Raw genomic sequence first — 24,150 nt, forward strand, 5'->3', positions numbered from 1 at the left:
GGCCTAGTTGGGGCAGGCACCGGCTCGACGCCTCGCCCTGCCAACCGGCAGAGTGCCAATAAAAATGGCCCCGCAGGGCCATAGTACCAACAAGGAATTGCCCCCATCAGGAGAGCGGCTGCAACCCGCGGCGGATCCGCTGGATCCCCGCCTCGTAGCGGCCATCCAGCCCGACCTGATCCTCGCGGGTATCGAAGATCTTGAGAAACCACATGTACTGGCCCGGATCCCGGCTGAGCTGCTGCTGCACCATGTCGTTCATCCGGCAGGTGTCGGCCATCACATCGTCGGTGGGATAGTTGTCAAAGGGGGCGTCTATCTCCAGCCGGTAGCAGTGGTGCGCCTCGTCATAGCAGGCCAGCAGCGGCACCGCCTTGGCGCCGCTCACCTGCACCAATCGCGGCAACGCCGGCAGGGTTGCCTTGGGCTGGCCGAAGAAGGGGGCGAAGATGCTCTTCTCGCGGCCATGATCCTGATCCGGCAGGTAGAAGAAGCTGTTCCCCTCCTTGATGGTGCGGATCACAGCCTTGATGCCGGCGCTGCGCTCATAGACGCGGCAGCCGTTGCGGGCCCGGGCGCGGTTCAGATGCCAGTCGAACACCGGGTTGCGCGCCCGCTTCATCATGGTGCACATGGGCACCCCGCGTCGGGTGAAGTAGTAACCGGCCGCATCCACCGGCCAACTGTGGGGCACCACCAGGATCACCGGTCTGCCGGCCGCCTGCTCCGCCTCGATATGTTCCCAGCCAGTGACCCGCATCCGCTTCATCAGATAGGCGGGGCTGCGCACCGAGAATTCGCCAAAGCCGAGCAGGCTCTTGAGGCCGACCCGGATCGAGGTCATCAGGATGGCATCGCGCTCGGCCTCGCTCTTTTGCGGGAAACAGAGGGCCAGGTTGGTTCTGGCGATGTAGACCTGCTTTTTCGAGATGCGAAACACCAGCGGCGCCAGGGTGGCGGCCAGCCGATCGCGCAACTTGACTGGCACGAAGGCCAGCAGCATCAGGACGCCAAGCGCCAGCCAGCTGAACCAGTAACGCGGGTGCAAAAAACGGGCCTCGAAACGAGGATCAAACAGGGGATCATGGGAAGACATGGATGGGGTCAAGCATGGGAAAGGGAGCTGCATTATATTCATCCTGACAGGTAATACCAGTTAAATTCATCCTGGCGTTGGTGGACGATTGCACCTGCGAAGCGGGCCAGTTTGCGCAAGCACGCCCATAAAAAAGCGCCCCACCCGAGGTGGAGCGCCTTGTCATCATCTGTTCGGTGGCGTCCGTCTTGCGCGGACCTGCTCACCGGACCCCTTATCCCGGCCCTCTTGCGGCCATTTTCTAACGACGAACCATGCCCGATGCCATCTCGTCGTTGCCCAGCGGCAGGAAGAACATCAGGTAGCGCAGGGCCACGTAGCCGACGATCAGGGTGGCGGCGCCCAGCTCGAAGTGAGCCAGCAGCCGGATCTGCTCGACATACTCGGCTGCCTGGGGCCACTGCTCGACCAGGTGACTCACCTTGAACAGGGCGGTGGCACCGATCACCAGCGGGAAGGTGAAGGCGGCGTAGCCCGGCGAGAACGGCAGACGCAGCAGCTTGATGAAGGCCAGGTAGATGATGCCGGTCATCAGCACGGCGATCCCCAGCAGCACCGCTACCAGTAGCAGAGAAGGTTCTTCGCTTACGGTGAGGTAGCCGGCCAGTGACAGACTGGCGGGGGCCGCCAGAATGGCGATGGTCGGTTTGGCGGCATCCGGCACTTCATGGCTGAAGATGAGGCGATAGAGCATCAGCGGCAGCATCAGGCCATAGCAGAGCATGCCGAACCAGAGCAGGCCGTTGGCCAGCGCCGCAAACTGGCCGCCCGGGAAGGCGACGTCCGCCACTATGATCCCCACCGGCGGCACGAACCAGCTCGGCACCATGTGGTGAATTTCAAACTGTTTGGCCCGATGCCAGACGAAGGTGGCCAGGAACCCCAGGTGCAGCAGCACCGCAAACAGCCAGAGCCCCTCTCCCAGACCGGTGTTGAGCATACCGACCGCCTTGGAGACCACCATGGTGCCCATGGCATAGGTGGGCACCACGCTGCCGACCACGGGGTGGGCCAGATCCTGCCACAACAGACGCGGGTGCAGCACAAACTTGAAAGTCAGGATCAGCAGCAACACGGCGGCAACGGCGGCGCCCAGCAACTGCAGACGGCCATCGAAGCGACCGGCATTTTCCCAGCACCAACCGAGACTGGCGATCCCGAGCGCCAGCCCAGCCATGGGAGTCGGGGCCTTGCCTAAGGATTGACGGGTTCTTGCGATCATGTCTGAAACCTCTGATGAGAGACGATGGGCATAGGATAATGAGCGGCCATCGTTTACGATATCTAAATGAATTAAATCAATCGTTCAGGATATCCAAACATGAAGCTGACCCTGCAACAACTCAAGGTCTTTGCCACCATCGCCCGTTACGGCAATCTGGGGCTGGCCGCCAATGAACTGTGCCTGAGCAAGGGCGCCGTCTCCCAGTCGTTGCAGGAGCTGGAGCGCCAGCTCGCCACCCCGCTGTTCGACCGCATTCACCCCAGGCTGCAGCTCAACAACGAGGGGCGCCTGCTGCAACCGGCGGCCGAAGAGCTGCTGGCCCGGATGCAGGATATCGAGACCCTGTTCAGCCCGGATGCCGAACCGAGCGGCCAGCTGCGCCTGGGCGCCAGCCAGACCATAGGCAACTACCTGCTGCCGGCCCTGCTCGCCACCAGCAAGCAGGAGCTGGGACAGCCACCCCGGGTCACCATCACCAATACCCACCAGCTCTGCCACCTGCTGGCCAACTTCGAGCTGGATCTGGCGCTGATCGAGGGGGAGAACCACCACCCGGATCTGGTCAGCGAGCCCTGGCTCCACGACGAGATGCTGATCGTGGCCCAGCCCGATCACCCCCTCGCCGGCCGCCATCGCCTCTCCCTCACCCAGCTGAGCGACGAGACCTGGGTGCTGCGCGAGCCCCAGTCCGGCAGCCGCGAACAGTTCGAGCAGCAGATCCAGCCCGAGCTGCCGCGCTGGCAGGCGGGGCTCGAACTCAACACCCTGGAGGCGGTGATGCTGGCGGTCGAGAAGGGACTCGGCATCTCCTTCATCTCTCACCTGGCGGTGTCGGACCGGCTGCAGGCGGGTCGCCTGGTGGCCCTGCCCCTCGCCCGCCGCTTTCCCCGTCAGCTCTCCCTCATCTGGCACCGGCAGAAGTATCACTCCGCCACCCTGCGCCGCTTTCTGCAATTTTGCCGCGCCCAGGAGGATGTACGGCCACCCGCTCGGGATGCCTGAACCGATGCGGTGATCGGACAGCATATTGCCCAGCATGGCCCTTGCCACCAGGGTAACGGCAGCAATAGAAGAGGGAGAGCCCTGGCTCTCCCTCTTGGTCATTGTGCCTTGTGGCTCAGCGTTCAGCGAACTGCAATCCCCGCTCAACCCAGCCCAGCACCTGTCTAGTCAGTGCCTGCGGCACCCAGGGGGAGTCGGTCAATCCTTCTCTGAGACAGGCGGCAAAGTGATCCGCCTCGTGCTGCATGCCACCACCCGCCACCGGCAGCGCGATGTCGTGGGGCCAGGCCGGCAGGGGGGCACCGCCAAGCCAGACGATCTGCTGGGGGTTCCACCACTTGCCCACCAGCTCCAGCGCCCAGCCGGGCCCGGACAGCCAGGCCGACTTGTCGAGATCCGCGACGATGGAGGCAACCAGCTCGGCGTTCAGCGGGCCGGCGAAAGCAAAGCGGGCGGCTTCATCCACCTCGCCCTCTTGGCGAGTGAGGCTGACCTCGGGCTCACCCGCCGCCAACCCCAGCTGGTGACAGAGAGCGGCATAGAGCCAGAGCGGATAAACCCCCACATCCCAGGCGGCGCCGCCATCCAGCGCCGGATCGAACAGCTTGCCGTCCCGCGTCTGCACCGAACCGAAGGCGGCCTTTAGTCTGTCGGGGGCCGGCAGAGCGGCAAGCCGCCCCAGCAATGCGCGCATGGCGGGGAAGCACATCACCTTCATCGCCTCCATCAGCAGCAGGCCCCGCTCGGCGGCGAGGCGCACCAGCCGATCCCAGTCCGCCACCCGAGTCACCGCCGGCTTTTCCACCAGCACGTGCTTGCCCGCCAGCAGCATGCGTTCGATCAGGGCGGCGTGCTCCGGGTGGATCACCGCCACGTAGACCGCCTCCACCTGGGGATCCGCCGCCAGCGCCTGATAGCTGCCATGGGCGTGGAGCAAGCCCTGCTCGTCGGCAAAGGCCTGCGCCCGCCCCTGATCACGGGCGGCGATCGCCACCACCCGGCAGCCACTGGCGTTCCCGTTCACATCCTGACAAAAACGGCGGGCGATCGCCCCCGCGCCGGCAACGCCCCAGCGCAGCGGCTGTTCGCTTGTGCTCTCTTGCATCCTTGTCTCCTTATGCGCTTGCCGGTTGGGCATCAGGCCTGCGCCAGGCTGCGCAGCCAGCGGATCTCGTCGCCCCAGATGGACTCGTCGATGGTCTCCAGGATCAGCGGAATGCCGTCGAAGCGATGGTCATTCATGATGTGATGGAACACCGCCTCCCCCAGGTTCCCCTCGCGCAGGCTGTGATGACGGTCTACCCGGCTGCCGAAGGTGCACTTGGCGCCGTTGATATGCATCCCCTTCAGATACTGGAAACCCACCGTCCGGTCGAACTCGGCAAAGACGGCGGCACAACTCTCTGCGGTGCGCAGATCGTAGCCGGCGGCAAAGGCGTGGCAGGTGTCAAAGCAGATGCCAACCCGGCTCTTGTCTTCCACCCCGTCGATGATGGTGGCCAGGTGCTCGAACGACCAGCCGAGGTTGGTGCCCTGGCCGGCGGTGTTCTCGATCACCGCCGTCACCCCTTCGCTGCGCTCCAGCGCCCAGTTGATGGATTCGCTCACCAGCTTGAGGCTGGCCGCCTCCGGGATCTGCTTCAGGTGGCTGCCCGGATGAAAATTGAGGTAGCAAAGCCCTAACTGCTCGCAGCGCTTCATCTCGTCCAGAAAGGCATCGCGGGACTTGGCGAGGCCATCGGGGTCGGGATGACCCAGATTGATGAGGTAGCTGTCGTGGGGCAGGATCTGCTCGGGGCGAAAGCCCCCCTTCTCGCAGGCCAGCTTGAAGGCGCGAATGCTGGTCTCGGAGAGCGGCGCCGCCTGCCACTGGCGCTGGTTCTTGGTAAACAGGGCGAAGGCGTTGGCCCCGATGGCCTGGGCGCGGGCGATGGTGTTCTCCACCCCGCCGGCCGCACTGACGTGGGCTCCGATAAATTTCATCACATCTCCTCTGCACTGTTGCTGGGTCTGGCCGCGCAGCAAAGGGGCGGCCAACCCGTGTGGGGCGCCATTATGCCAAGCCGCCCGGCCGGCGCCAAACCGGGATTGTCGATGGCAGCCATAGAGAGACCCGCCGCAGGTGGGGATTGGCGTCAAGCCATCAATCGGCTGCGTCCATCCCTGCCCGCGTCGCCAGGCCATCGCGCGGGCCGTCGGGGCCCAGCGCTGACGCCAGGATGCCGCTCAACCACTGGATGAAGGCCTGCACCCGGGGGGCCAGCTGACGGCGATGGGCATAGAGGGCGTGAATGGGCAGCGGGGGCGCCTGCCACTTTGGCAGGATGACCACCAGCTCGCCGCTGGCCAGCAGTGGCTCTACCCCGACTCGCGGCTGCTGGATGATGCCAAGCCCGGCCAGCGCCGCCGCCAGATAGGATTCGCTGTCGTTCACCGTGAGCGCCCCGCTCATCGCCAGCACGGCGCGCGAGCCGTCTGCCTGCAGATACTCGAAACCGCTCTCTCTGGGCCCGCTGCTGCTGCCATAGTGCACCAGCCGATGGCCGCTCAGCTCGCTCAGGCTGCGGGGCGTCCCGTAGCGGGCCAGGTAGGCGGCGCTGGCACAGTTGATCTGGCGGTAGTGTCCGAGGGGGCGCGCCACCAGGCTGGAGGGCTCGAGCGCCCCGACCCGGATCACGCAGTCAAACCCCTCCCGCACCAGATCGACCCGCCGGTCCGTGCTGCTCAGCATCAACTGCAAGGCGGGATGCGCCGCCAGAAAGGCGGGCAGCGCCGGCATCACCAGATGGCGGGCCATCCGGCCCGGCATGTCCACCCGCAGCTGGCCGCTCAGCTGCCCCTGCTGGCGAAACAGCCCGTTGAACTCCTCCATGTCCGCCAGCAGATCCTGACAACGGGCGTAACAGAGCCGGCCATCCGTGGTCAGCTGCACCCGCCTGGTGGTGCGCTGCAGCAAGCGGGTGCCCATCTGCTCCTCCAGCCGGCGGATGGCCGCCGAGAGCGTCGCCTTGGGGACTCCTAACTGTTCGGCGCTGCGGGTAAAGCTCTCCAGCTCCGCCACCCGCACAAACATCCTCATCGCATCCAGTTGATCCATGGCGCCATTGTCTCGTTAATCGGAACAGTGCATTCATTATCACCTTATTTATCCAATCAACAACGGGCAATAGAGTGATCACACCGGCTCATCCCGAGCCCATGACCACAGACAGGAGTCCTCTCATGACCCATCCCATCGCACTCATCACCGGCGCCAGCCGCGGCCTTGGCAGACAGGCGGCGCTGGCCCTCGCCGCCCGCGGCGTCGACCTCATCATCACCTATCGCAGTCAGGCCGATGAAGCGGCGGCCGTGGTGGCCGAGGCGACCGCCCTCGGCGTCAGGGCCCATGCCCTGTCCCTCGATGTGGCCGACAGCAGCAGCTTTGCCGCCTTCGCCAGCCAGGTGCGCGAGCAGCTGGGTGCGTGGCAGCGGGATCGGTTCGATTTTCTGGTCAACAACGCCGGCATCGGCATTCACGCCAGCATCGAGCAGACCAGCGAGCAACAGTTCGACACCCTGTTCAACATTCACCTCAAGGGGGTCTTCTTTCTGACTCAGCAGTTGCTGCCGCTTCTGCGCGATGGCGGGCGCATCCTCAATCTGTCGAGCGGGCTGACCCGCTTCGCGTTGCCCGGTTATGCCGCCTATGCGGCCATGAAGGGAGGGGTCGAGGTGCTGACCCGCTATCTGGCCAAGGAGCTGGGACCGCGCGGCATCGCCGTCAACGTGGTGGCGCCGGGGGCCATCGAGACCGATTTTGGCGGGGGTGTGGTGCGGGACAATCAGGCGGTCAACGACTTCCTCGCCAGCCAGACGGCGCTGGGTCGGGTGGGCCAGCCGGAGGACATCGGTGGCGTCATCGCCGCCCTGCTCTCCCCCGACAGCCGCTGGATCAATGCCCAGCGCATCGAGGCCTCCGGCGGCATGTTCCTCTAAGGCGTCCGTTCACCAACGCCGAGGTCTCTCTGGGCCGCCTGGGTCTGACCGCTGGCGGCCTGGTGAGCCTCGGGCAGGTGCGCCGCCAGGGTAGCCACGGCGTCGACATCGACCCGCCCCTGGCTCGCCAGTTGTTGCAAGAATGCGAGCGCCGCGTCGGCGCTCAGCCCCGCCCGATAGGGTCTGTGCTGCACCATCGCCTGGAAGATGTCGGCCACTCGCAAGATCCTCGCCTCCAGCGGCATCGCCTCGGCAGTCAGGTGGAAGGGGTAGCCGCAGCCATTGGGCTCCTCGTGGTGATAGGAGGCCCACAGGGCAATCTCCTCGAAGCCGTCGATGTGGCGCAAAATCTGATAGGTTTCAAAGCTGTGGGTGTTGATGATGGCCCGCTCCCGCTCATCGAGTTTTCCCGCCTTGTCGAGGATCTCGTCGGGTACCCGCAGCTTGCCGAGATCGTGCAGCAGCCCGGCGATCTCCAGCTGCTCGCAGCGTCCCTCCTCAATCCCCATCCATTGGGCCAGCCGCCGCGCCAGCCTGGCCACCCCGAGGGAGTGGGCCACGGTGAAGGGGCTCTTGGCATCGACGATGGCCGAGAAGATGCGTGCCAGCTGCTTGAGCTCGCCGTTGCTGGTGAGGCAGGGCTCCCGCTCGCTCAGCATGCCGCGCATGTAGTCGGTGATGGCGCGCCCCTCCAGCTGCAGCCAGAATGCCTCCGGCAGGGAGGCCCGCAAAAAGGCCGCCACCAGTTCGGGGTCGAAGAACTCGCCGGCGCACGCCTCGATCCGCTGCCGGATCTCCTGGGTGTGCATCAGCAGGGAGCCGTCCCCATAATGCGAGGCCGCCAGGGCATCGACCCGGTCCACCAGAAAGATGAGGTTGGCCTGGCGCCGCACCGTGGCCGTCACCCCCTGCTGCCGAACAAGTTGATGCCAGTGGGTGTGGTGATAGCGGATGGGCTCCGCCAGCGGGGCCAGCGGCGGGAAATCCTTGAGCAGATCGTAACCGACCTCGCAGTGACGCTGGGAAGACTCCCAGTCGAACTCGCTGACCAGATGGCTGTGGATGAAGGTGGAGGAGACGCCGATGTCGTGCAGCACCCCCAGCTCGAACAGGCAGGCCTGCTCGCTCTCACCGGCCCCCAGTGCCTTGCCACACTCGGCGGCCATGATGCCGACCCGCTTGCCATGTGCCACATCGCCGATGCCGACCAGATCCAGCGACGCCGACAGGGCGTATACCAGCTGGCGCAGATCAACCTGCTGGGCAACCAGCCCGCCGCAGCGGGGATGAGAGCTGTTGTGGTGCATGATGCGCTTCCACCTCTGCCAAGGTGATAGATCCCTCTTAGGGGCCGCGTAAACATATTGAATCTAAACCAGATTGCCCCTCCCGCCGGTTTGCAGCCGCCATCCGCACACGCTAATTGACAAAAAGATGAGTTGGATCAATCCGGCAAGTACCATGCCCGGATGCGACGCGGGTCGGCCCGGCAAACGGACAAAAAAACGGGCCCCGCCAGTTGGCGGGGCCCGTCGAGGGGATGGATTTGGTTACAGTGTCTTGCCGCCCGAGCTTATCACCGTCTGGTACCAGTAGAAGCTGTCCTTCTTGAGCCGGCGCAGGGAGCCCCCCTGCTCGTCCCGCTCAACATAGACGAAGCCGTAGCGCTTCTGGTAGCCGTTGAGCCAGCTCAGGATGTCGGTGAACGACCAGGCGCAATAGCCCAGCAGCTCCACCCCGTCCTGCAGCGCCTCCTGGCACGCCTTGACGTGGCTGCGCAGATAGTCGATGCGGTAGTCGTCGTGTACCCGATCTCCTTCTGCCAGCTTGTCGAACTCGCCGAGGCCGTTCTCGGTGATCATCAGCGGCAGACCATAGCGGGAGGAGAGCCGGCGCAGGGCGATGCGCATCCCGGTCGGATCGATGGCCCAGTCCCAGTTGCTGGTCTCCAGGTGCGGGTTGGGCGCCGTCTTGTAGAGACCGGGAATGCCGCTTGGCGGCGTCGTGCCCTTCTTGCCCGTGGTGTTGATGCGCTGCATCGTCTGGCCGCCGAGCGGGTTGTCGGTATAGGTCAGGGTGTAGTAGTAGTTGACGCCTATGTAGTCGGAGGTTCCTTCCCGCAAGAGTTCCAGATCGCCCGGCAGGATCTCCGGCGCCTCGCCATTTTCCCGCAAATAGGCGAGCGCCGCCTGGGGGTAGCGGCCAAAGCAGTAGGCATCCAGCCACCAGAGGTTGGTGAACTCCTCGGCATTCTCGTAAGCCAGCATGTCTTTGGGATCGCACGAGGCCGGATAGGCGGGAGAATAGGCAAAGCTTGGACCGATCAGCCCCCCCGGCACGTGCTGACGGAACGCCTTGATGACCCGGGCGTTGGCCAGAAACGCGATGTGGTTGGCGGCAAAGAAGCGCTTGCGATCCTGCACTGCGGGCGGATGGGTGCCGAGCTGATAGGCGTTGGTCAGGTTGTAGTTCTGTTCGTTGAGCGACACCCAGTACTTCACCTTGCCGGCAAAGCGCTGATAGAGGGTCACGCAGTAGCGCTCGAAATCGGCGATGATGCGCCGGTCTTCCCAGCCGCCGTATTCGTCCTGCAGCGCCTGGGGCAGGTCCCAGTGATAGAGGGTGAGCACCGGCTCAATCTGGTGGGCCAGCAGGGTGTCGATGAGTTTCTCATAGAAGGCGAGCCCCGCCTCGTTCACCTCGCCACGGCCGGTCGGGTAGATGCGCGGCCAGCTCACCGAGAAGCGGTAGGCCTTGAGCCCCATCTCGGCCATCAGCGCCACGTCCTCCTCCATGCGGTGGTAGTGATCCACCGCCACGTCGCCGTTGCTCCCCTCAAAGGTCTTGCCCGGCAGCTTGGTGAACAGATCCCACACCGAGGGCCCCTTGCCATCGGCGTCCCAGCCCCCTTCCACCTGATAGGCGGCGGAGGCGGCGCCCCACAGAAAATCTTGCGGGAAGTCGTTGAACTTGTGGTGATGCATCTGGGGTTGCTCCTTCTGCGGCGGTGGGCTGGCCACCTTGATCGCACCGACTGGCGGTGCCCAATGGAATTGGCATTAGCATCGAACAGTTCTAAAATTCCGTCCAATGACAAATTTAACCATTCAACATTCCAAACAGGAATTACAGGAGCCGACATGGAGCTGCGGGATCTGAAAGCCTTCGTCACCCTGGGGGAGGTACTGCACTTCGGTCAGGCGGCGGTGCGCCAGCACGTCACCCAGTCGGCGCTGAGCAAGCAGATCCGTCGGCTGGAAGAGGAGCTGGGCGGCGAGCTGTTCGAGCGCAATGCAAGCAGCACCCGTCTCACCGTGCTGGGGCGCGCCCTCTATGAGGATGCCCGCGCCCTGGTGGTCGCCAGCGAGCAGCTAGCACGCAGCGCCCGCGACGTGCTGGCCGGCAACAGCGGCACCCTGCGCATCGGCTTTGGCGTTGCCACCAAGCTGCTGGTGCCCGCCGCCATCGCGCAATTTCGGGCCGAACGCCCCCAGGTGACCATAGAGCTCAACGATCTCTCCACCCACCATCAGTTGCTGGCCCTGAGCGAAGGCAAGCTGGATCTCGGCTTCTGCCGCCTGCCCGCCCCCAAGGGGTGGCCGTGCCTGCCGGTGGTGCGGGCCCATTTTGTCGCCGTGCTGCCGGCCAGCTACGCCGGCGTGAGCAAGCTGGCTGATCTGGTGGACAAGCCGCTGGCCATCCTGCGCCGGGACAAGGCCCCCTCGTTTTACGATCACCTGATGCACTACCTGGCCCAGAGCGGGCTGCGTTTTCGTGATATCCAGTACGTCAACGACTTCGCCGCCGGCGTCGCCACCGCCGCCGCCGACATCGCCTGGACCCTGGTGCCCTCCTCCACCACCATAGAGCACCCGGATGTGCTGACCCTGCCGCTGACCGAGGGGGAAGCCTGCTGGACCATAGGCCTTATTCGCCCGCCCCACAGCAAGGGGCCGCTGATCGAGGCCTTCTGGCAGACAGTCGCCAGCATGAGCGAGCCGGCCCTGCCATAAGGCAAGGCCGCGATGCTGGGAGTGACGCGCCGCTACAGCGCCGGGCCAGGGCGCTTTGCGGCGCACTCAGGCTCGGCCCGCTCAAGCAGTCGTGCCAGTCCCGCCACCATCTCTCTGCCTGTCTCGCTCGCCTTGTAATGTGCCGCCGCATGCAGCCTGGCATTGTCCCCTATGGCCATGGCCACCGCAGGGGCCTCCTGCAGCGCCGCCAGCACGCGCGCCAGTTCATCGACGCTGTCCGGCTGATATTTGCGGCAGTTCACCCCGTCGGTCAGGTGGCGATCCCACCAGGCCCCATCTGCCGGGATCACCACGCACAGGCCGGCAGCCATGGCCTCCAGGATGGAGAGGCCGAAGGGCTCCTGATGGCTGGTGGAGACGAAGATGCCGCAGCCGGCCCTGATCTCGTCAAGGTTGCCGGGGTTTTCATGCCAGCGGGTATCGGGCAGATCTGGCCGAGGTTCGCTGCAAGGTTGCAGTATGTTGCGCGGTTGCAGATAGCAGACGGTCAGCGGCGCACGGGGCTCGGCAAGCTGCTGATGCGCCGCCAGCATGGTCTCCAGCCCTTTCCACTTGAGCAAGGAGGCGGCCCACAAGATGCCGGAGCCGCCGGTCGTGGCCGTGGGCCAGCTCGCCTCGCACAGTCCGTTGATGAAGGGCTGCCAGCGGGGCGGAAAGTCGCGCTCGCCAAGGCGGGCGATCAGGGCCGAGAGCGAAGGGCGGGCGGCCTCCAGATAGAAGACCTGGCTGGCGCGCCACAGGGCCCTTGCCGACATGCCGGAGCAGCCCACCGGGCCGTGAATAAGCTGCACCACCGGGATCCCCGCGATCCTGGCGGCCCAGTAGCAGCAGAGATCCACCCCGGGGCCGGAGGCCGCCAGCAGGCCGCGCACCTCCCCCAGCCGCCATATCAGCCAGAGGATCATCAGGCTCTGCCACCCCTGCTTGAGCAGATACCCCAAGCCCGACTCGCGCCCCCGCAGCAGGGTGGGCACCCAGAGCGAATGGTGACGACACCCGGGCCAGGAGTCCACGTCCGGCGTCAGGACATGCAGCGCCAGGGCCGGCTGGCGGTCGGCCAACCCCGCCAGGATCACCTCGGTGGCCACCTTGGAGCCGCCGCGAAAAGAGATGGGATCCACCACCACCAGCGTCTCCCCCTGCCCGGCCTTGCCAGCAGTCGACTCATGGTGCGGCTTCATGATGGTGCTCCTTCATCCGACCCGATCGCCGCCCTGCGCCCGCCAAGCAGCCCCCCTTCCCCCGCCAGACCCACCCTGGCCAGCAGCCGCTGACCGAGCCAGCGCACCATGCGCCCATAGGGGGGGAGCTCGGGATTGTCCCAGCGTCCCGAGAGGGTCGCCGACCAGAGCTCGCTCACCTTCTCCACATAGCGTTTGACCGTGAACAGCTGGCTGGCGCGCAATTGCCCCGCCCGCCCCAGCCGGTAGCGCAATCCGGCATCGCCCAGCCGCTGCCAGTGGGCAGCCATCTGGCGCCAGTCGCCGGGCTCGGCCAGAAGGCCCGTCACCGTGTGTTCCACCACCTCGGGGATCCCCCCCACCCGATAGGCGCTGACCGGCAGCCCCAGGGTGCCGGCCTCGGCCAGGGTCAGGCCGAACACCTCCTCGCGGGCACCGGAGACCAGCAGATCCACCCCGCCGCGCAGGATGGCGGCGCTGTCAGGCCGCTCGCCGAGAAAGTGCACCCGCTCGGCCACTCCCAGTTCAGCGGCCAATGCCGTGAGCGCGGCCAGTTCGGGGCCGCTGCCGACAACCAGCAGCTGCGCCTTGCCCCCCTGAGCGCAGAGCTCTGCCAGGGAGCGGATCAGCAAGTCCACCCCCTTGCGCTTGATCAGCGACCCTATGGTGGCCAGGATCAGCTCTCCCTCAGGCAGCCCGGGCAGGCTGCTGACGGGCCAAGGCGCGTCACGGTTGAGCCGCACCCCATCCACCCCGTTGGCGATGTGAACCAGCCGTCTGTGCTCGCAGCCATCTTCCCGCCAGGGGGCCAGCACCGGCTGGCTCACCCCGATCAGCACGTTGGCCTGATGCACCCGCAGGGTAAACCTGTCTCTGGGCTGATAACGGGCGTGCAGATGGCACACCAGCGGCACCTTCATCTTGCGGCACACCCCGGCCAGCCACTGGCAGGGGGCGGCGCTGTTGGCGTGCACCAGAGTGATGCCATGCTCGCTTATCAGCGCCTGCGCCCGCTGGCACAGGGCCCGATGGGCGGCCAGATCGAAGCGGGGAGCCTGCCAACCCAGCAGCAGGGTAAAGGGGTCGACCACCGCCTTCACCCCGAGCAGGGCGGCCTCCTCTGCCAACTGCTGGCTGTTGCACCAGAGCAGGGGGGCAAAGCGACTGCGATCCAGGTGGGCCAGCAGATCCAGCAGGCAGCGCTCGCTGCCACGGATCCAGTTCTCGCCGTAATGCACCAGCAAAATGGGGGTTGCGCTCATGACTCAGCTCCCTTGTTTGGTTTATCCCGCTCCGTCTCGGCCATGGCCATTTCCGTTTCTCTGGCCTGCCGGACATATTTGATGGCTGCCACCGCCAGCGACAGCTCCAGATAGATGGGCCAGGTAAAGCCCTGGGTCAGGAAGGATCCCGAGATGACGAACCCCACCATGCTCGCCATCACCCCCTGCATGGCTGTGACTACTGCAGGAGGCATGCCATCCAGTGAGCAGCGCCAGGTCCGGTAGAGGGTGACCACCACCATGCCGATGAAGATGAACAGCCCCACGAAGCCGGTCTCCGCCAGCACCCCGAACCAGGTGGAGTGCACCGCGTGGTTGAGGCCGTCCCAGTGGGGGCTGAAGAAGAAGTAGTTGTAGTAGAAATTGGAGAGCCCCACTCCGATGAGCGGATGGGCCAGCGCCATGCCCCAGGCGGCCTGCCAGGCATAAAGCCGCCCCATGGCCGAGGCATCCACCCCGCTCTCCGCCGCCCCGCCAGAAGCCCTGTCGCTTATCCCGGCAGCGGCAAACAGCACCAGCAGCGCCAGGGTGCCGCACAGGATCAGCACTGTCTTCGACTGCACCCGCTGCCAGGCAAAGATGCCGCTCACCGCGCAGATCCCGAGCAGGCCGCCGCGGCTCTGGGTGGCGATGATGGCGGCGGCCACCAATACGAACCCCAGCGCCCCCAGAATGCGCCCGGCCAGGCCGTTCTGGTTGAGCAGCAGACTCAAGGAGAAGCCGGCGGGAAACAGCAGCACCAGCGCCAGATCGTTGGGATCCCCCAGCACAGAGCCGAGCTCGCGCCCTATGGTGACCCGGGTGCCCTCCACCAGCCCGATGCCGCTGCTCTTGTTGTAGAGCGCCACCAGCGCCACCATGCTGCCGGCCACCACGAAGGCCCGCACCGCCAGGGCGAAATCCTCCGGCCTGCGCACCAGCCAGGCGGTGGCCAGCGTCATCAGGTAGATCTTGCTGTAGCTGCCGGTCCAGGTGGCAATCGCCTCCCCCCGGTTGCTGGCAAACAGCACCCCGATGGAGACGACGATGAAAAAGGCGGTCAACCAGCTGAGGGGCTGGCTCCAATAGGGAGTGATGCGGCCGGTCAGCAGGGTGTGCCAAACCAGGGCGCCGATCGCCGCCAGCGAGAAGAGCAGCGGGATCTTGAGGGGATAGAGCTGTGGAAACACCTCGTGCAGCCGGAAAAACGAGAAGGTGACGAACCCCAGCACCATCAGAAACGGCCAGCGCAGGGCAAACCAGATGGCGGGAATGGCCAGCCCCAGCACCGGCAGCAGCAGCGGGTGCGGCAGTCGCCACCAGAGTCCGGCCACCAGCAGGGTGGCGGTCAGCCCCCAGAGGGCGTGGCTCAGGCGGCCCATTGCCCTGCCCACCACTGGCCGAGCCACATCATGGCAAGGGAGCCGGCACCGCTCGCCCACAGCGCCGAGAGGCGGTATGGCAGCGGCAGCAACCGCTGGCTCACCAGATAGAAGGCGAGCGCCCGCACCAGGTAGACCAGCAGCAGGGTCCAGATCACCCCGGCCACCCCGAAGTGCGGAATGGCGAGCAGAAAGCCAAGGACGCCGAGCAAACTGCATCCCAGATTGATAACCATCTGGGCCTTGCTCTCTTCGCCGCTGAAGCAGCCGACGTTGAGCAGGTCAGAGACGTTGCGCACCGCCATCCCCAGCACCAGCAGCGGGATATAGGCGATGGCCCCGTGATAGCTCTCGGGGGTGAGCCAGCGAATGAGCAGGGGGGCGGTGAGCCCCACCACCCCGGCGGTGGCAAACCCCAGCACAGAGCCCAGCACGCTGTAATGGGCGTTGAGGCGCAGGCCGTCCGGCTCCTTGAGCAGCATGAAGCGGCGCGGATACCACCAGAGGGCGAAGGGCTGCAGCAGCAGTCCCACCGCCAGCGCCAGCTTGCCCGCCACCGCGTAGTAGGCCAGCAGCGCCTCGCCGACGTGCTCGGCCAGTAGCCAGCGATCCAGCCCGCTCAAGGCAAAGCCCGCCAGCCCGCTCACCACCAGCGGCAGGCCGTAGCGCAGCAGGGGGCGGTAGTGTTGCCAGTCAAAGCGGATGCCACCATCGCGCCACTGCCAGAGGCTCAGCAGCAGCGCCAGCGCGACACAGGTGAGGGTGCCGGAGGCGAGCACCCCGCTCACTCCCCAGCCGAGCCAGAGCCACCAGGCGGTCAGCAGGGACTGGATCACCGCCTTGCCGGCGGTAGCCACGAAGAAGAGTTGGGCCTGATTGCGCATCCGCAGCCAGGCCAGCGGCACCCCGATCACCCCCTCGAACGGCAAAGCGCAGAGTACCCAGCGCACATCGGCAAGGCGGGTTTCGGTTGGCAGCAGCCGCTGCACCAGGGGCGCCAGCCACCAGAGCAGCACCAGGCTGGCCAGGGCGATGATCCAGACCAGGCCAAACACCCGCGCCACCACCTGCTTGCGCTCGCCCTCATCTGCCGCCATCCCGGCGAAGCGATAGAGGGCGTCCACCAGCCCGAACCCCAGGATGAGGGAGCCCAGGTTGATGATGGTCAAGAGCACCTCCAGCTGGCCATACTCCCGGGGCGCCAGCAGGTGGGTCAGCACCGGCAGCATCAGCAGGGAGATCCCCTTCATCAGCAAGAGGCCGGCGGCGTAATAGAGCATGGCTATCTGGTTTACTCCGAGTCTCATAGGGCCTCCCAGCCACCAGGCAACGGATCTTGGGTCTTCTGGGTTAAGCCAATGCAAGGGGCACGCCAGCCGGTGCAATTCCCCGCGGAGCCTTGCATGTCGCGCTCTCGACCCTCACAGCAACACACATCAGGCCCAAAATGAATCTGATTTTTGCGTTTTGCAGCCCGGCCGGCGCAATTTGCACAGCGCCTTGCCATCCAACTCCCTGGCAGGCGGCCAGCGCGCGCCCCCGCAAGCGCAGCACACCAGTTGGCCCGATCCCTGCTAGTGCCTGACAGGTCAGCCATGACGGCCACAGAGCCAAGGGAGAGCACACCATGAACAGCATCAGCCTGTACCGGATGAAAACCTGGGCCAAGCAGGGGGAGACGCCGCTGGCCCGCCTGTTGTGGCGCCTTGCCAAGGGGGCCCGCAGCTGGAGCTTCCCGCTCATCCCGCCCCTGCACGGCCTGCTCTATCGTCTCTATCGACTGGCAAGCCAGACACTCGCCACCCTGGCCCGCACCCTCTGGTGGACACCGCTGTTCCAGTCCCGCCTGCGCGCCCCCGCCCCCCGCCTCTATCTCTATGGCGGCATCCCCTTTATCAGCGGCCCGGTGTCGATCGACATCGGGGCGGATTGTCGCCTCAGCGCCGCCATGACCATCAGCGGCCGCCCCTCGAGCAAGGCCCCCGAGCTCAAAATTGGCAACAACGTCGGCATCGGCTGGCAGACCACCATAGCAGTGGGCAGCCAGGTGGTGCTCGGCGACAACGTGCGCATCGCCGGACGCGCCTTTCTCGCAGGCTATCCTGGCCACCCGCTGGATGCCCAGGAGCGGGCCCGGGGACTGCAGGATCGGAACGAGCAGGTCGGCGACATCGTGCTCGAACACGACGTCTGGCTCGGCACCGGTGCCATGGTGATGGCGGGGGTGACCATAGGTGCGGGGACCGTGGTCGCCGCCGGCAGTATCGTGACCCACAGCCTGCCTGCCGGGGTGCTGGCCGCGGGGGTGCCGGCCCGGGTGTTGCGCCCCCTCGATGCGCAAGATTGCCGCGACGCGCTGGCAGAGAGCGCCACCAGCCGCCTGAGTGAGGAGAAGCAGCCATGAAGCCGTCGAGCGCACAGCCCCAGCTGGTGGTACTGGGGGAGGATTGGGGTCAGCACCCCTCCAGCACCCAACATCTCATCAAGCGCCTGCTGCCGGACTATCGGGTGCTCTGGGTCAACTCCATCGGCCTGCGCCGCCCCCGCCTCAACGTGCGCGACCTTGGCCGGCTCGGCCGCAAGCTGGGAGCCGTGCTGCGCCGCCCGGCCAAGGGCGAGGGGCAGGCAGCCGCCATCCAGAGCGTACCGATGCCCCAGGTGATGCCGCCGCTGGCGCTGCCCCTGCCCGGCAGCCCGTTGGCGGGGCGGATCAACGGCCACTGGCTGGCGGCCCAGATCCGCCGCCAGCTGCCCGAGATCGACAAGCCGCTGCTCTGGATCTCCCTGCCAAGCGCGGTGGATCTGGTGGGCAAGCTCGGCGAGCGGGCGGTGATCTACTACTGCGGCGACGACTTCTCGGCCCTGGCGGGGGTGGATCACGCCGCCATCGCCCGCTGCGAGGCCAGGCTGGTAGAAAAGGCAGACCTTATCCTGGCCGCCAGTCCGGCGCTGGTCAGCCGCTTCCCCCCCCACAAGACCCGGCTGCTGAGCCACGGGGTGGATCTCGGGCTTTTTATGCCCCCCCAACCCAGGCCGGCGGATCTGCCGAGCGGGCGCCCCATCGCCGGGTTTTACGGCAGCCTGAGCGACTGGATAGACGTCCCCCTGCTGGCGGAGACCGCCCGCGCCCTGCCCCACTGGGATCTGGTGCTGATAGGGCCCAGGCAGACTGACCTGAGCCCGCTCTCCGGATTGCCGAACGTGCACCTGCTCGGCCCAAGGCCGCACCATACCCTGGCCGCCTACGCCCAGCACTGGCAGGTGAGCCTGCTGCCCTTCGTCGACAACGCCCAGATCAGGGCCTGCAATCCGTTGAAACTGCGCGAGTATCTGGCGACCGGCCGGCCCGTGGTCAGCACCGATTTTCCGGCACTGGACGGCTATCGGGAGTTGGTGCATCTGCCCCGCCCGGGCGACAGCCTGGCCCAGGCCATCCAGCGCGCCGCCCTCGACGCCCCCGCCCAGGACTGGTTTCAGCGCTACGAGTGGGAAGCGCTGACTCGCAGCGAAGGGCGCCAGAGTCGCCAGCAGGCGGTGGCACAGCAGAGCTGGGATCACAGGGCCGATGAGCTGAAAAACTGGCTGGCGGGGCTGCTCTGATGATCTGGCTGGCGGCGCGTTTGCACAGAACATGCTGGCTACGGGTACTCGGCCTGCTCACCCTCACCCTGCCGGCCCTCTGTTTGACAATAGGAAGTTTGGCAATAGGAAGCACTGTGCTGGCGGCGAGCCGCCTTGATGGCCCCACCCCCTTGCCGCTGAGCGGCGAGCAGACGCCCCAGCGGCTCACCTTCGAGCGCCAGCCCTGGCCGGTCGGGGCGGATGACGAACTGGTGATCGAGGGTCACAATCCCGCGGCCAGTCCCCAGACCCTGATCCTGCGGGTGGACGACGCCGCCTCGGTCAACTACCGCAGCCGGGTCAATCTGGAGCGGATCATCCCCCCGGGTCCCTTCACCCTGCGCTTCTCCTTAAGCGACTGGCGCACCGCCCAGCCCAGGGCCCTGGCCCTCGACCAGCTCACCAGGCTCTATCTCTTCATGGCTGACGGGGCGACGCCGCTCACCCTGACACGCTGGTACTGGTCCCCCGGGCTGACCCTGCCCGCCGGCACCATAGCCTTCGATCTGGGGGCGAGCGATGCCCCCCGCTTCACCGGTTTCGAGACCCTGGCACCGGGGGATCCGCGTCTGCTTGGCCACCCCAGCCCCATCTTGCGCCCCTCTGGCGATGCGTTGATCCGCGACGGGCTGCGCAACCTCGACGGCGTCAGGCTGAACGTTCCCAAGGGGCGCTACCAGCTCACCCTCTGGCTCGACGATCCGGGCGAGTGGGAGTACCTGCCCCACCCCCTCGAGCGCAGCGTGTTGATCGATGGCGAGCCGGTCTGGGCCGAGCGGTGGCAGCCGGGCGAGTGGCTGGCCCAGCGCTATCTCGCCGGCCAGCAGCAGGAGGCGTTGCCCAATCCAGACCCCTGGCTGCTGTTTGGTGCCCGCCAGGGAGGGCCGGTCAGCCTGGTGCTCGAGCATCCGGGCGGCCCGCTCACCCTCACCCTGGGGGGCAATTCGCCGGATGCAAAATTCCTCGCCGGCCTGCTGCTTGCCCCCTATCCGGCGGCGGACAAGCAGGCTGATACCAAGGCTAACCCTCACCCGCTGGCCGAAGCCACCCGACGGGTGCTGGCCAAGCAGCGCCAGCTCTTTACGGAAAAGTGGACCCTGGCCCCCTATTCGCTGCCAGAATCCCCCGCTCGCCTCACCCTGACCCCCATTGCGCCGGGGCAGCCGACCTTGAGTGCCAGGGCCAGCCCGGCCCCCCCCGCCACTCCCGTACTGGCCGCCCAAGGCAGCCAGCTGCTGCTGGAGTTTGTCATCGAGACGCCCGAGGATGACGCCGCCCCCCTGCTGGTGATCCAGCCGCCAGCGGCCAACGGCGTTACCCTGCTGCTGACCCCCTACCACAGCCAGTGGCATCTGGTGCGCCCCCAGGCGAGCGGCACCCTGTTGCTCCCCTCGGATCAGGAGCTGGTGGAGGGGGTGGCGGGGCTCACCCTCAAGCGCGGGGTGCCAAGGCGCCTGGTGCTGCATCTTCCCATCCCGAAGGATGCACCGGCTGGGCGCTATCAAGGCAATATCCAGCTGCTCAGCCACCAGCAGCTGGTGCAACTGCCATTGGACGTCGAGGTGCTGCCCCTGATCCTGCCCGCCGCCAGCAAACCGGTCGGCATCTACCTCGACACGCCCCCCTACCTTGGCTGGTTCAACTAGGGCCCGGAGCTGGCCAGCGCCCAGCTGGCCGCCAGTCGCTGCGATCTGGCGCGGCTCGCCGGGCTTGGGATAAGCGGCGTGGCCCCCGCCCTGCCCCAGGATGAAGCCGGGATGCGCACCACCCAGGAGGAGGCCATCGGCCTTGGTTTTCACATGCCGCTGCTGGCCTACGCTTCGCTTAAGCGCTGGGGCAGTGACGCCAACAGCCGGCTCGATGCCTGGCAGCAGCGCCAGGCCGCCTTTCGCGCCCAGGGGCTGCCGCCCCTGGCCTGGAGCCTGTTTGACGAGCCCGATCTCGGCGCCCTGCCCGCCATTCAAGCCATGGCCCGCGAGATGAAGCGGCGGGATCCCGCCGTGGTGCGGGCCGGTCACTTCAACCATCCAGCCCAGGCGCCCTTGCTTGGCGAGGTGGAGATAGCCCTGATCAACGCAGGCTTTGGCGCCGACAAGGCCGATGTGGAACGGGTGAGGGCCGCCGGGGCCACCCCCTGGTTTTACAACCTCGGCACCCCGCGCGCCGCCGGCTTCTACCTCTGGCAGAGCGGGGCCGAGGGTTATCTGCAGTGGCACGGGCGCATGCCCACCGCCCTGCCCTATGACCCCACCGACGGGCGCGAGAGCGACTTTCTGCTGCTGGGCCCGCAGGCCTGCGAGGCCCATCGTCTCTCCTACGATCTGCTGCTGCTGCAACAGGGTATCGAGGATCTGCGCTGGCTCACCTGGCTCGAGCAGGCGGCGCGCCAACAGGTGGAGGCAGCCCTGCTGCTGCAGCGGCTGCGCGAGGCGGTGCCCACCCGCTGGCAGCAGGCCGAAGCACTCCCCGCCAGCCGCTGGGCCAGCTTTCGCGGCGAGATTGAACAACTGGCCAAGCGCTTGAAAACATTGCAAACTGGAGCCAATTCATCCCCCTGACTGGCCAGCTTATGCCGCATCAGAACGTCACCAACATAAAGGCTTTTGGGCGCCAGAATACCGGGCGTCGTCCCCGCCAGAGCGGGCTTGCCGCAGGCTTGCTGCTCTCCTTGCTGCCCTCTTTGCTACCCTCTTTGCTACTCACTGGCTGTGCCCGCCAGACGCCCACCGAGGATCCCTTCCCCATGCTGGCGCAGCTGCGCCAGCAGCAACTGGCCGAGCAGGCCCAGCTGTCGCTGACTTATCAGGAGGAAGCGGTGATGTTGGCGGCGGATCAGGAGCAGCAGTTGCACCAGTTTCTCGGCCAGCGGGATCCAGCGAAGATAGCCCTTATCAGCGGCCCCGGGCCGCAGACCGACATGCTGGAGAGTGCGCGCCTTGCCAGCAACCGCCTTGGCAAGCTGGCCAGCCTGCTCAGTGCCCGCGCCATCGAGCTCGAACCGCGCTACGACCCCATGCTGGCCCCGAACAGCCTGCTGATCAGGGTGCTGCCCGCCAATGCGGCCAGCCCCCTCAACGAGGCTCGCCAGGCGCAATAAGGGCAAGACAGGCCGCAGGCAACGCGACCCGATAGAGGGGGGCCGGCGCGTCGCCCCACAGCTTGTGCCAGCCCTGATTGAGCCGATAGGCCAGCAGTGGCGGCTCCGGGTGCCACTGGCCCTGAAACATCACCCCCTGCAGTTGGCCTTTGCCTGCGAGCCGCACCGACATGGCCTCCCGATCCGGGGCCACCGCCATCGCCTGCAAGACCCCGTCACAATCTGGGTGGCGCAGCCGGTAGCCGACATAAGTGCCCCCCAGCAAGGGGCTGGCCCCCTGCCGCTGCCAGCCGAGCTGGCTTAGCTCGCGCAGCATCTGGCGCGCGCCATCCACCGGCTGGCGGTGCTGATAGCGCCACCCCATGGCACCGGTGGAGGCCAGTGCCAGCAGCACCAGCCAGAGATAGCCCCTAATCGGTGGTGACATGGCGCCCCCTTCGAAACAGCAGTGTCATCAGCAACAGCAGCACCAGCCACTGGTAGAGCTGGGCGAGCGTGCCGGTATGCAGCCAGCCGTACCAGCGCAGATCCAGGCTCATCAGCACCAGCCGCAGCTGGTTGCTGCCGATATAGAGCAGCAAGACCAGCCCCAGCAGGGGCAGCTGACGGTGCAGCGCCCGCCCGGGGGCCAGCCAGCAGGAGGAGACCAGCCAGGCCAGCGCCACCAGATAGAGCTGGGAGAACGAGGAGCAGCCCTTGAGCACGATCAGGGCATGACCCCCCACCCGCTCGATGCGATTGCCGCTTTGCACCGTCTCCCACCCCAGCAGTTGCAGCCACTGGCCCACTCCCCAGGCATCGAGCGCCAGCACGGGACCGGAGCAGAGGGCAAAGAGTTGCTGCCCCCACAGCACGGCCAGGGTGAAGGCCACCACTATCTGCAGCGCGGCGCGCTCGTCCCAAGGCTGCTGGCGCCGCCACAGGCTCGCGGCCAGCAGCAGGCAGGCCAGCGCCTTGCAACTGGCGCTCGGGATCAACAGCAGCAGCGAGAAGAGCAGCAGAGCGGCGCGGCCAGGTTGCCAGGCTGGCGCAACCCGCGATGCAATTTGCCACCAGATGGCAATCAGCAACACCACCAGCAGGTTGAAATGGCCCGTGTTGAGCCACACCATGGCCCACTGATTGACCAGCCCCAACAGCAACCAGTTGGGCGCCCACTGCCAGGGACGGATCTCCATCGCCTCACCCCGCACTTGTTCGTTTTCATCCTGTGCGAAGACCGCAAATTTCATGCCTGCTGCTGACACCTGCAAAGTGGCACGCTTTATTCATTCCCCCCATCGGCACTGAGGCTCAGGGCCAGGCCCCAAGGAGAAGGAGCGAGTTATGAGACTAAAACCGTTGGCAGGGCTGGTGGGGATGCTGCTGGTCAGCGCCCCCGCCTACGCCTTGACCGAAGTGGATACCGAGCTGCAACTGCTGATGGATGTGTCGGGCAGCGTCAGCGCATCCGAGTTCAACCTGCAGTTGCAGGGTTATGTGGATGCGTTTTACAGCCAGGCGGTGCAAGACGCCATCCTGGATACCAGCGACGGCAAGCTGGGCACCATCGCCGTGCAGATGGTGATGTGGAGCGGCTCGACCCAGCAGGCGGTGATGACCGACTGGTTCTACCTCTATGACATGACCTCCATCAACGAGTTTGCCGCCACCCTGGACGCCCTGACACGCCCCTACTCGGGGATGACGGCGCCGGGCTCGGCCATGGAGTTCGGTGCCCTGCAGTTCGATACCAACGACTTCACCGCGACGCGTCAGGTGATGGATGTCTCCGGTGACGGGATCCAGAACGCCGGGCTCGACACCGCCACGGTGCGGGATCAGCTGCTCGCCTCCGGCATCGACACCATCAACGGCATCACCATAGGCCAGGACTACCCCGATGGGGTGCTGCAGGATTGGTATCTGAACAATATCGCCGGCGGCGAGGATGCCTTCGTCATCAACGCCACCACCTTCGCCGATTTTGGCAGCGCCCTGGAGCTGAAACTCGCGGCCGAGATTGAGGGGGGTATTATCCCGGAGGGTGCACTGGCGGCCCCCATCGAGGAGATCCCGCTCGCCGCCCAGCTGCTGCTCGGCATGCCCTTGCTGCTGGCCTGGCGTTATCAGCGTCGAACTCAAGGCCGTAATCAGGGGAACCAGCAGCACGCCGGCTGGCAACCGATACCAGCCGTCGGCTAGCCGTTATACCGTTTGTAACTTTTGTAACGAGCAGGGAGCCATGGCTCCCTTAATTTGTTGCGGCCGCCTCAACCTGTCAGATACAGAG

General features: G+C 66.1%; 22 protein-coding genes. 9 read left to right on the forward strand and 13 right to left on the reverse strand.

The genetic code is table 11. The annotated features are described in order from the left end of the window. Nucleotides 1–106: 106 nt before the first annotated feature. Both lpxM and CAK78_RS16465 read right to left on the reverse strand, forming a co-directional pair. Nucleotides 107–1,096, reverse strand: a complete 990-nt coding sequence (gene lpxM, locus CAK78_RS16460) for a lauroyl-Kdo(2)-lipid IV(A) myristoyltransferase (protein ID WP_094697990.1) — start codon at nucleotides 1,094–1,096, stop codon at nucleotides 107–109. A 241-nt stretch (nucleotides 1,097–1,337) separates the two neighbouring features. Next, nucleotides 1,338–2,318 (reverse strand): TDT family transporter, encoded by a 981-nt coding sequence (locus CAK78_RS16465; protein WP_094697991.1) that lies wholly within the window; start codon nucleotides 2,316–2,318, stop codon nucleotides 1,338–1,340. Nucleotides 2,319–2,417: 99 nt separating this feature from the next. Between CAK78_RS16465 and CAK78_RS16470 the strand changes: the two genes are divergently transcribed. Then, nucleotides 2,418–3,323, forward strand: coding sequence for a LysR substrate-binding domain-containing protein (locus CAK78_RS16470; protein WP_094697992.1), 906 nt, complete (start codon nucleotides 2,418–2,420; stop codon nucleotides 3,321–3,323). Nucleotides 3,324–3,438: 115 nt separating this feature from the next. Here CAK78_RS16470 and CAK78_RS16475 read toward each other — a convergent pair whose 3' ends face one another. The 3 genes from CAK78_RS16475 to CAK78_RS16485 all read right to left on the reverse strand — a co-directional run bounded on the left by CAK78_RS16475 (nucleotide 3,439) and on the right by CAK78_RS16485 (nucleotide 6,420). After that, entirely contained in the window at nucleotides 3,439–4,428 is a 990-nt protein-coding gene (locus tag CAK78_RS16475; protein ID WP_094697993.1) for a Gfo/Idh/MocA family protein, read from the reverse strand. A gap of 32 nt (nucleotides 4,429–4,460) precedes the next feature. Further along, nucleotides 4,461–5,306: a deoxyribonuclease IV gene (gene nfo / locus CAK78_RS16480; RefSeq protein ID WP_005301356.1), complete on the reverse strand. Its 846-nt coding sequence runs from the start codon at nucleotides 5,304–5,306 to the stop codon at nucleotides 4,461–4,463. A 160-nt stretch (nucleotides 5,307–5,466) separates the two neighbouring features. Beyond that, entirely contained in the window at nucleotides 5,467–6,420 is a 954-nt protein-coding gene (locus tag CAK78_RS16485) for a LysR family transcriptional regulator (RefSeq protein WP_094697994.1), read from the reverse strand. A gap of 125 nt (nucleotides 6,421–6,545) precedes the next feature. On the opposite strand from CAK78_RS16485, the gene CAK78_RS16490 reads away from it, so the two are divergent. Continuing rightward, nucleotides 6,546–7,301: an SDR family NAD(P)-dependent oxidoreductase gene (locus CAK78_RS16490; protein ID WP_094697995.1), complete on the forward strand. Its 756-nt coding sequence runs from the start codon at nucleotides 6,546–6,548 to the stop codon at nucleotides 7,299–7,301. Here CAK78_RS16490 and CAK78_RS16495 read toward each other — a convergent pair. Next, nucleotides 7,298–8,608, reverse strand: a complete 1,311-nt coding sequence (locus CAK78_RS16495; RefSeq protein ID WP_094697996.1) for an HD-GYP domain-containing protein — start codon at nucleotides 8,606–8,608, stop codon at nucleotides 7,298–7,300. The genes CAK78_RS16490 and CAK78_RS16495 overlap by 4 nt on opposite strands. Before the next feature lie 243 nt (nucleotides 8,609–8,851). Next, on the reverse strand, nucleotides 8,852–10,285 hold the full coding sequence (locus tag CAK78_RS16500) for a glycoside hydrolase family 1 protein (RefSeq protein WP_094697997.1): 1,434 nt from the start codon (nucleotides 10,283–10,285) through the stop codon (nucleotides 8,852–8,854). A 156-nt stretch (nucleotides 10,286–10,441) separates the two neighbouring features. Between CAK78_RS16500 and CAK78_RS16505 the strand changes: the two genes are divergently transcribed. Next, nucleotides 10,442–11,314 carry a LysR family transcriptional regulator gene (locus CAK78_RS16505; protein WP_094697998.1) on the forward strand — a complete coding sequence of 291 codons (873 nt, stop codon included), beginning with the start codon at nucleotides 10,442–10,444 and terminating at the stop codon, nucleotides 11,312–11,314. A 32-nt stretch (nucleotides 11,315–11,346) separates the two neighbouring features. On the opposite strand, the gene CAK78_RS16510 is transcribed toward CAK78_RS16505, so the two are convergent. Genes CAK78_RS16510 through CAK78_RS16525 form a run of 4 tightly spaced genes read right to left on the reverse strand, consistent with a single transcriptional unit; the run spans nucleotide 11,347 to nucleotide 16,467 of the window. Then, complete coding sequence (locus CAK78_RS16510) at nucleotides 11,347–12,516, reverse strand: glycosyltransferase family 4 protein (RefSeq protein WP_094697999.1); 1,170 nt, start codon at nucleotides 12,514–12,516, stop codon at nucleotides 11,347–11,349. Then, nucleotides 12,513–13,778 carry a glycosyltransferase family 4 protein gene (locus tag CAK78_RS16515; protein ID WP_094698000.1) on the reverse strand — a complete coding sequence of 422 codons (1,266 nt, stop codon included), beginning with the start codon at nucleotides 13,776–13,778 and terminating at the stop codon, nucleotides 12,513–12,515. Before CAK78_RS16515 ends, CAK78_RS16510 begins: the two co-directional genes overlap by 4 nt. Next, nucleotides 13,775–15,160 (reverse strand): O-antigen ligase family protein, encoded by a 1,386-nt coding sequence (locus CAK78_RS16520; protein WP_094698001.1) that lies wholly within the window; start codon nucleotides 15,158–15,160, stop codon nucleotides 13,775–13,777. The genes CAK78_RS16515 and CAK78_RS16520 overlap by 4 nt, the downstream gene beginning before the upstream one ends. Next, nucleotides 15,148–16,467 (reverse strand): lipopolysaccharide biosynthesis protein, encoded by a 1,320-nt coding sequence (locus tag CAK78_RS16525; RefSeq protein ID WP_094698002.1) that lies wholly within the window; start codon nucleotides 16,465–16,467, stop codon nucleotides 15,148–15,150. The genes CAK78_RS16520 and CAK78_RS16525 overlap by 13 nt, the downstream gene beginning before the upstream one ends. Nucleotides 16,468–16,787: 320 nt before the next feature. On the opposite strand from CAK78_RS16525, the gene CAK78_RS16530 reads away from it, so the two are divergent. The 5 genes from CAK78_RS16530 to CAK78_RS16545 all read left to right on the forward strand — a co-directional run bounded on the left by CAK78_RS16530 (nucleotide 16,788) and on the right by CAK78_RS16545 (nucleotide 21,878). Next, nucleotides 16,788–17,564: an acyltransferase gene (locus CAK78_RS16530; protein WP_094698003.1), complete on the forward strand. Its 777-nt coding sequence runs from the start codon at nucleotides 16,788–16,790 to the stop codon at nucleotides 17,562–17,564. Continuing rightward, nucleotides 17,561–18,760 (forward strand): glycosyltransferase, encoded by a 1,200-nt coding sequence (locus CAK78_RS16535; protein ID WP_094698004.1) that lies wholly within the window; start codon nucleotides 17,561–17,563, stop codon nucleotides 18,758–18,760. The genes CAK78_RS16530 and CAK78_RS16535 overlap by 4 nt, the downstream gene beginning before the upstream one ends. A 116-nt stretch (nucleotides 18,761–18,876) precedes the next feature. Next, the gene (locus CAK78_RS23175; RefSeq protein ID WP_254924805.1) at nucleotides 18,877–20,427 is read left to right on the forward strand and encodes a hypothetical protein; all 1,551 of its coding nucleotides are present in this window, start codon (nucleotides 18,877–18,879) and stop codon (nucleotides 20,425–20,427) included. Nucleotides 20,428–20,505: 78 nt separating this feature from the next. After that, on the forward strand, nucleotides 20,506–21,339 hold the full coding sequence (locus CAK78_RS23180; protein WP_254924806.1) for a hypothetical protein: 834 nt from the start codon (nucleotides 20,506–20,508) through the stop codon (nucleotides 21,337–21,339). Between the two features lie 11 nt (nucleotides 21,340–21,350). After that, entirely contained in the window at nucleotides 21,351–21,878 is a 528-nt protein-coding gene (locus CAK78_RS16545) for a hypothetical protein (RefSeq protein ID WP_254924807.1), read from the forward strand. Here CAK78_RS16545 and CAK78_RS16550 read toward each other — a convergent pair. Then, nucleotides 21,853–22,305 carry a hypothetical protein gene (locus CAK78_RS16550; RefSeq protein ID WP_094698005.1) on the reverse strand — a complete coding sequence of 151 codons (453 nt, stop codon included), beginning with the start codon at nucleotides 22,303–22,305 and terminating at the stop codon, nucleotides 21,853–21,855. The genes CAK78_RS16545 and CAK78_RS16550 overlap by 26 nt on opposite strands. Beyond that, nucleotides 22,289–23,110, reverse strand: a complete 822-nt coding sequence (locus tag CAK78_RS16555; RefSeq protein ID WP_017764354.1) for a hypothetical protein — start codon at nucleotides 23,108–23,110, stop codon at nucleotides 22,289–22,291. The genes CAK78_RS16550 and CAK78_RS16555 overlap by 17 nt, the downstream gene beginning before the upstream one ends. A 94-nt stretch (nucleotides 23,111–23,204) precedes the next feature. Here CAK78_RS16555 and CAK78_RS16560 point away from each other — a divergent pair, with 94 nt between their 5' ends. Next, nucleotides 23,205–24,062, forward strand: coding sequence for a DUF1194 domain-containing protein (locus CAK78_RS16560; protein ID WP_094698006.1), 858 nt, complete (start codon nucleotides 23,205–23,207; stop codon nucleotides 24,060–24,062). Nucleotides 24,063–24,150: the final 88 nt, after the last annotated feature.

It is taken from the genome of Aeromonas sp. A35_P (genome assembly GCF_002259925.1).
Classification (GTDB): domain Bacteria; phylum Pseudomonadota; class Gammaproteobacteria; order Enterobacterales; family Aeromonadaceae; genus Aeromonas; species Aeromonas dhakensis.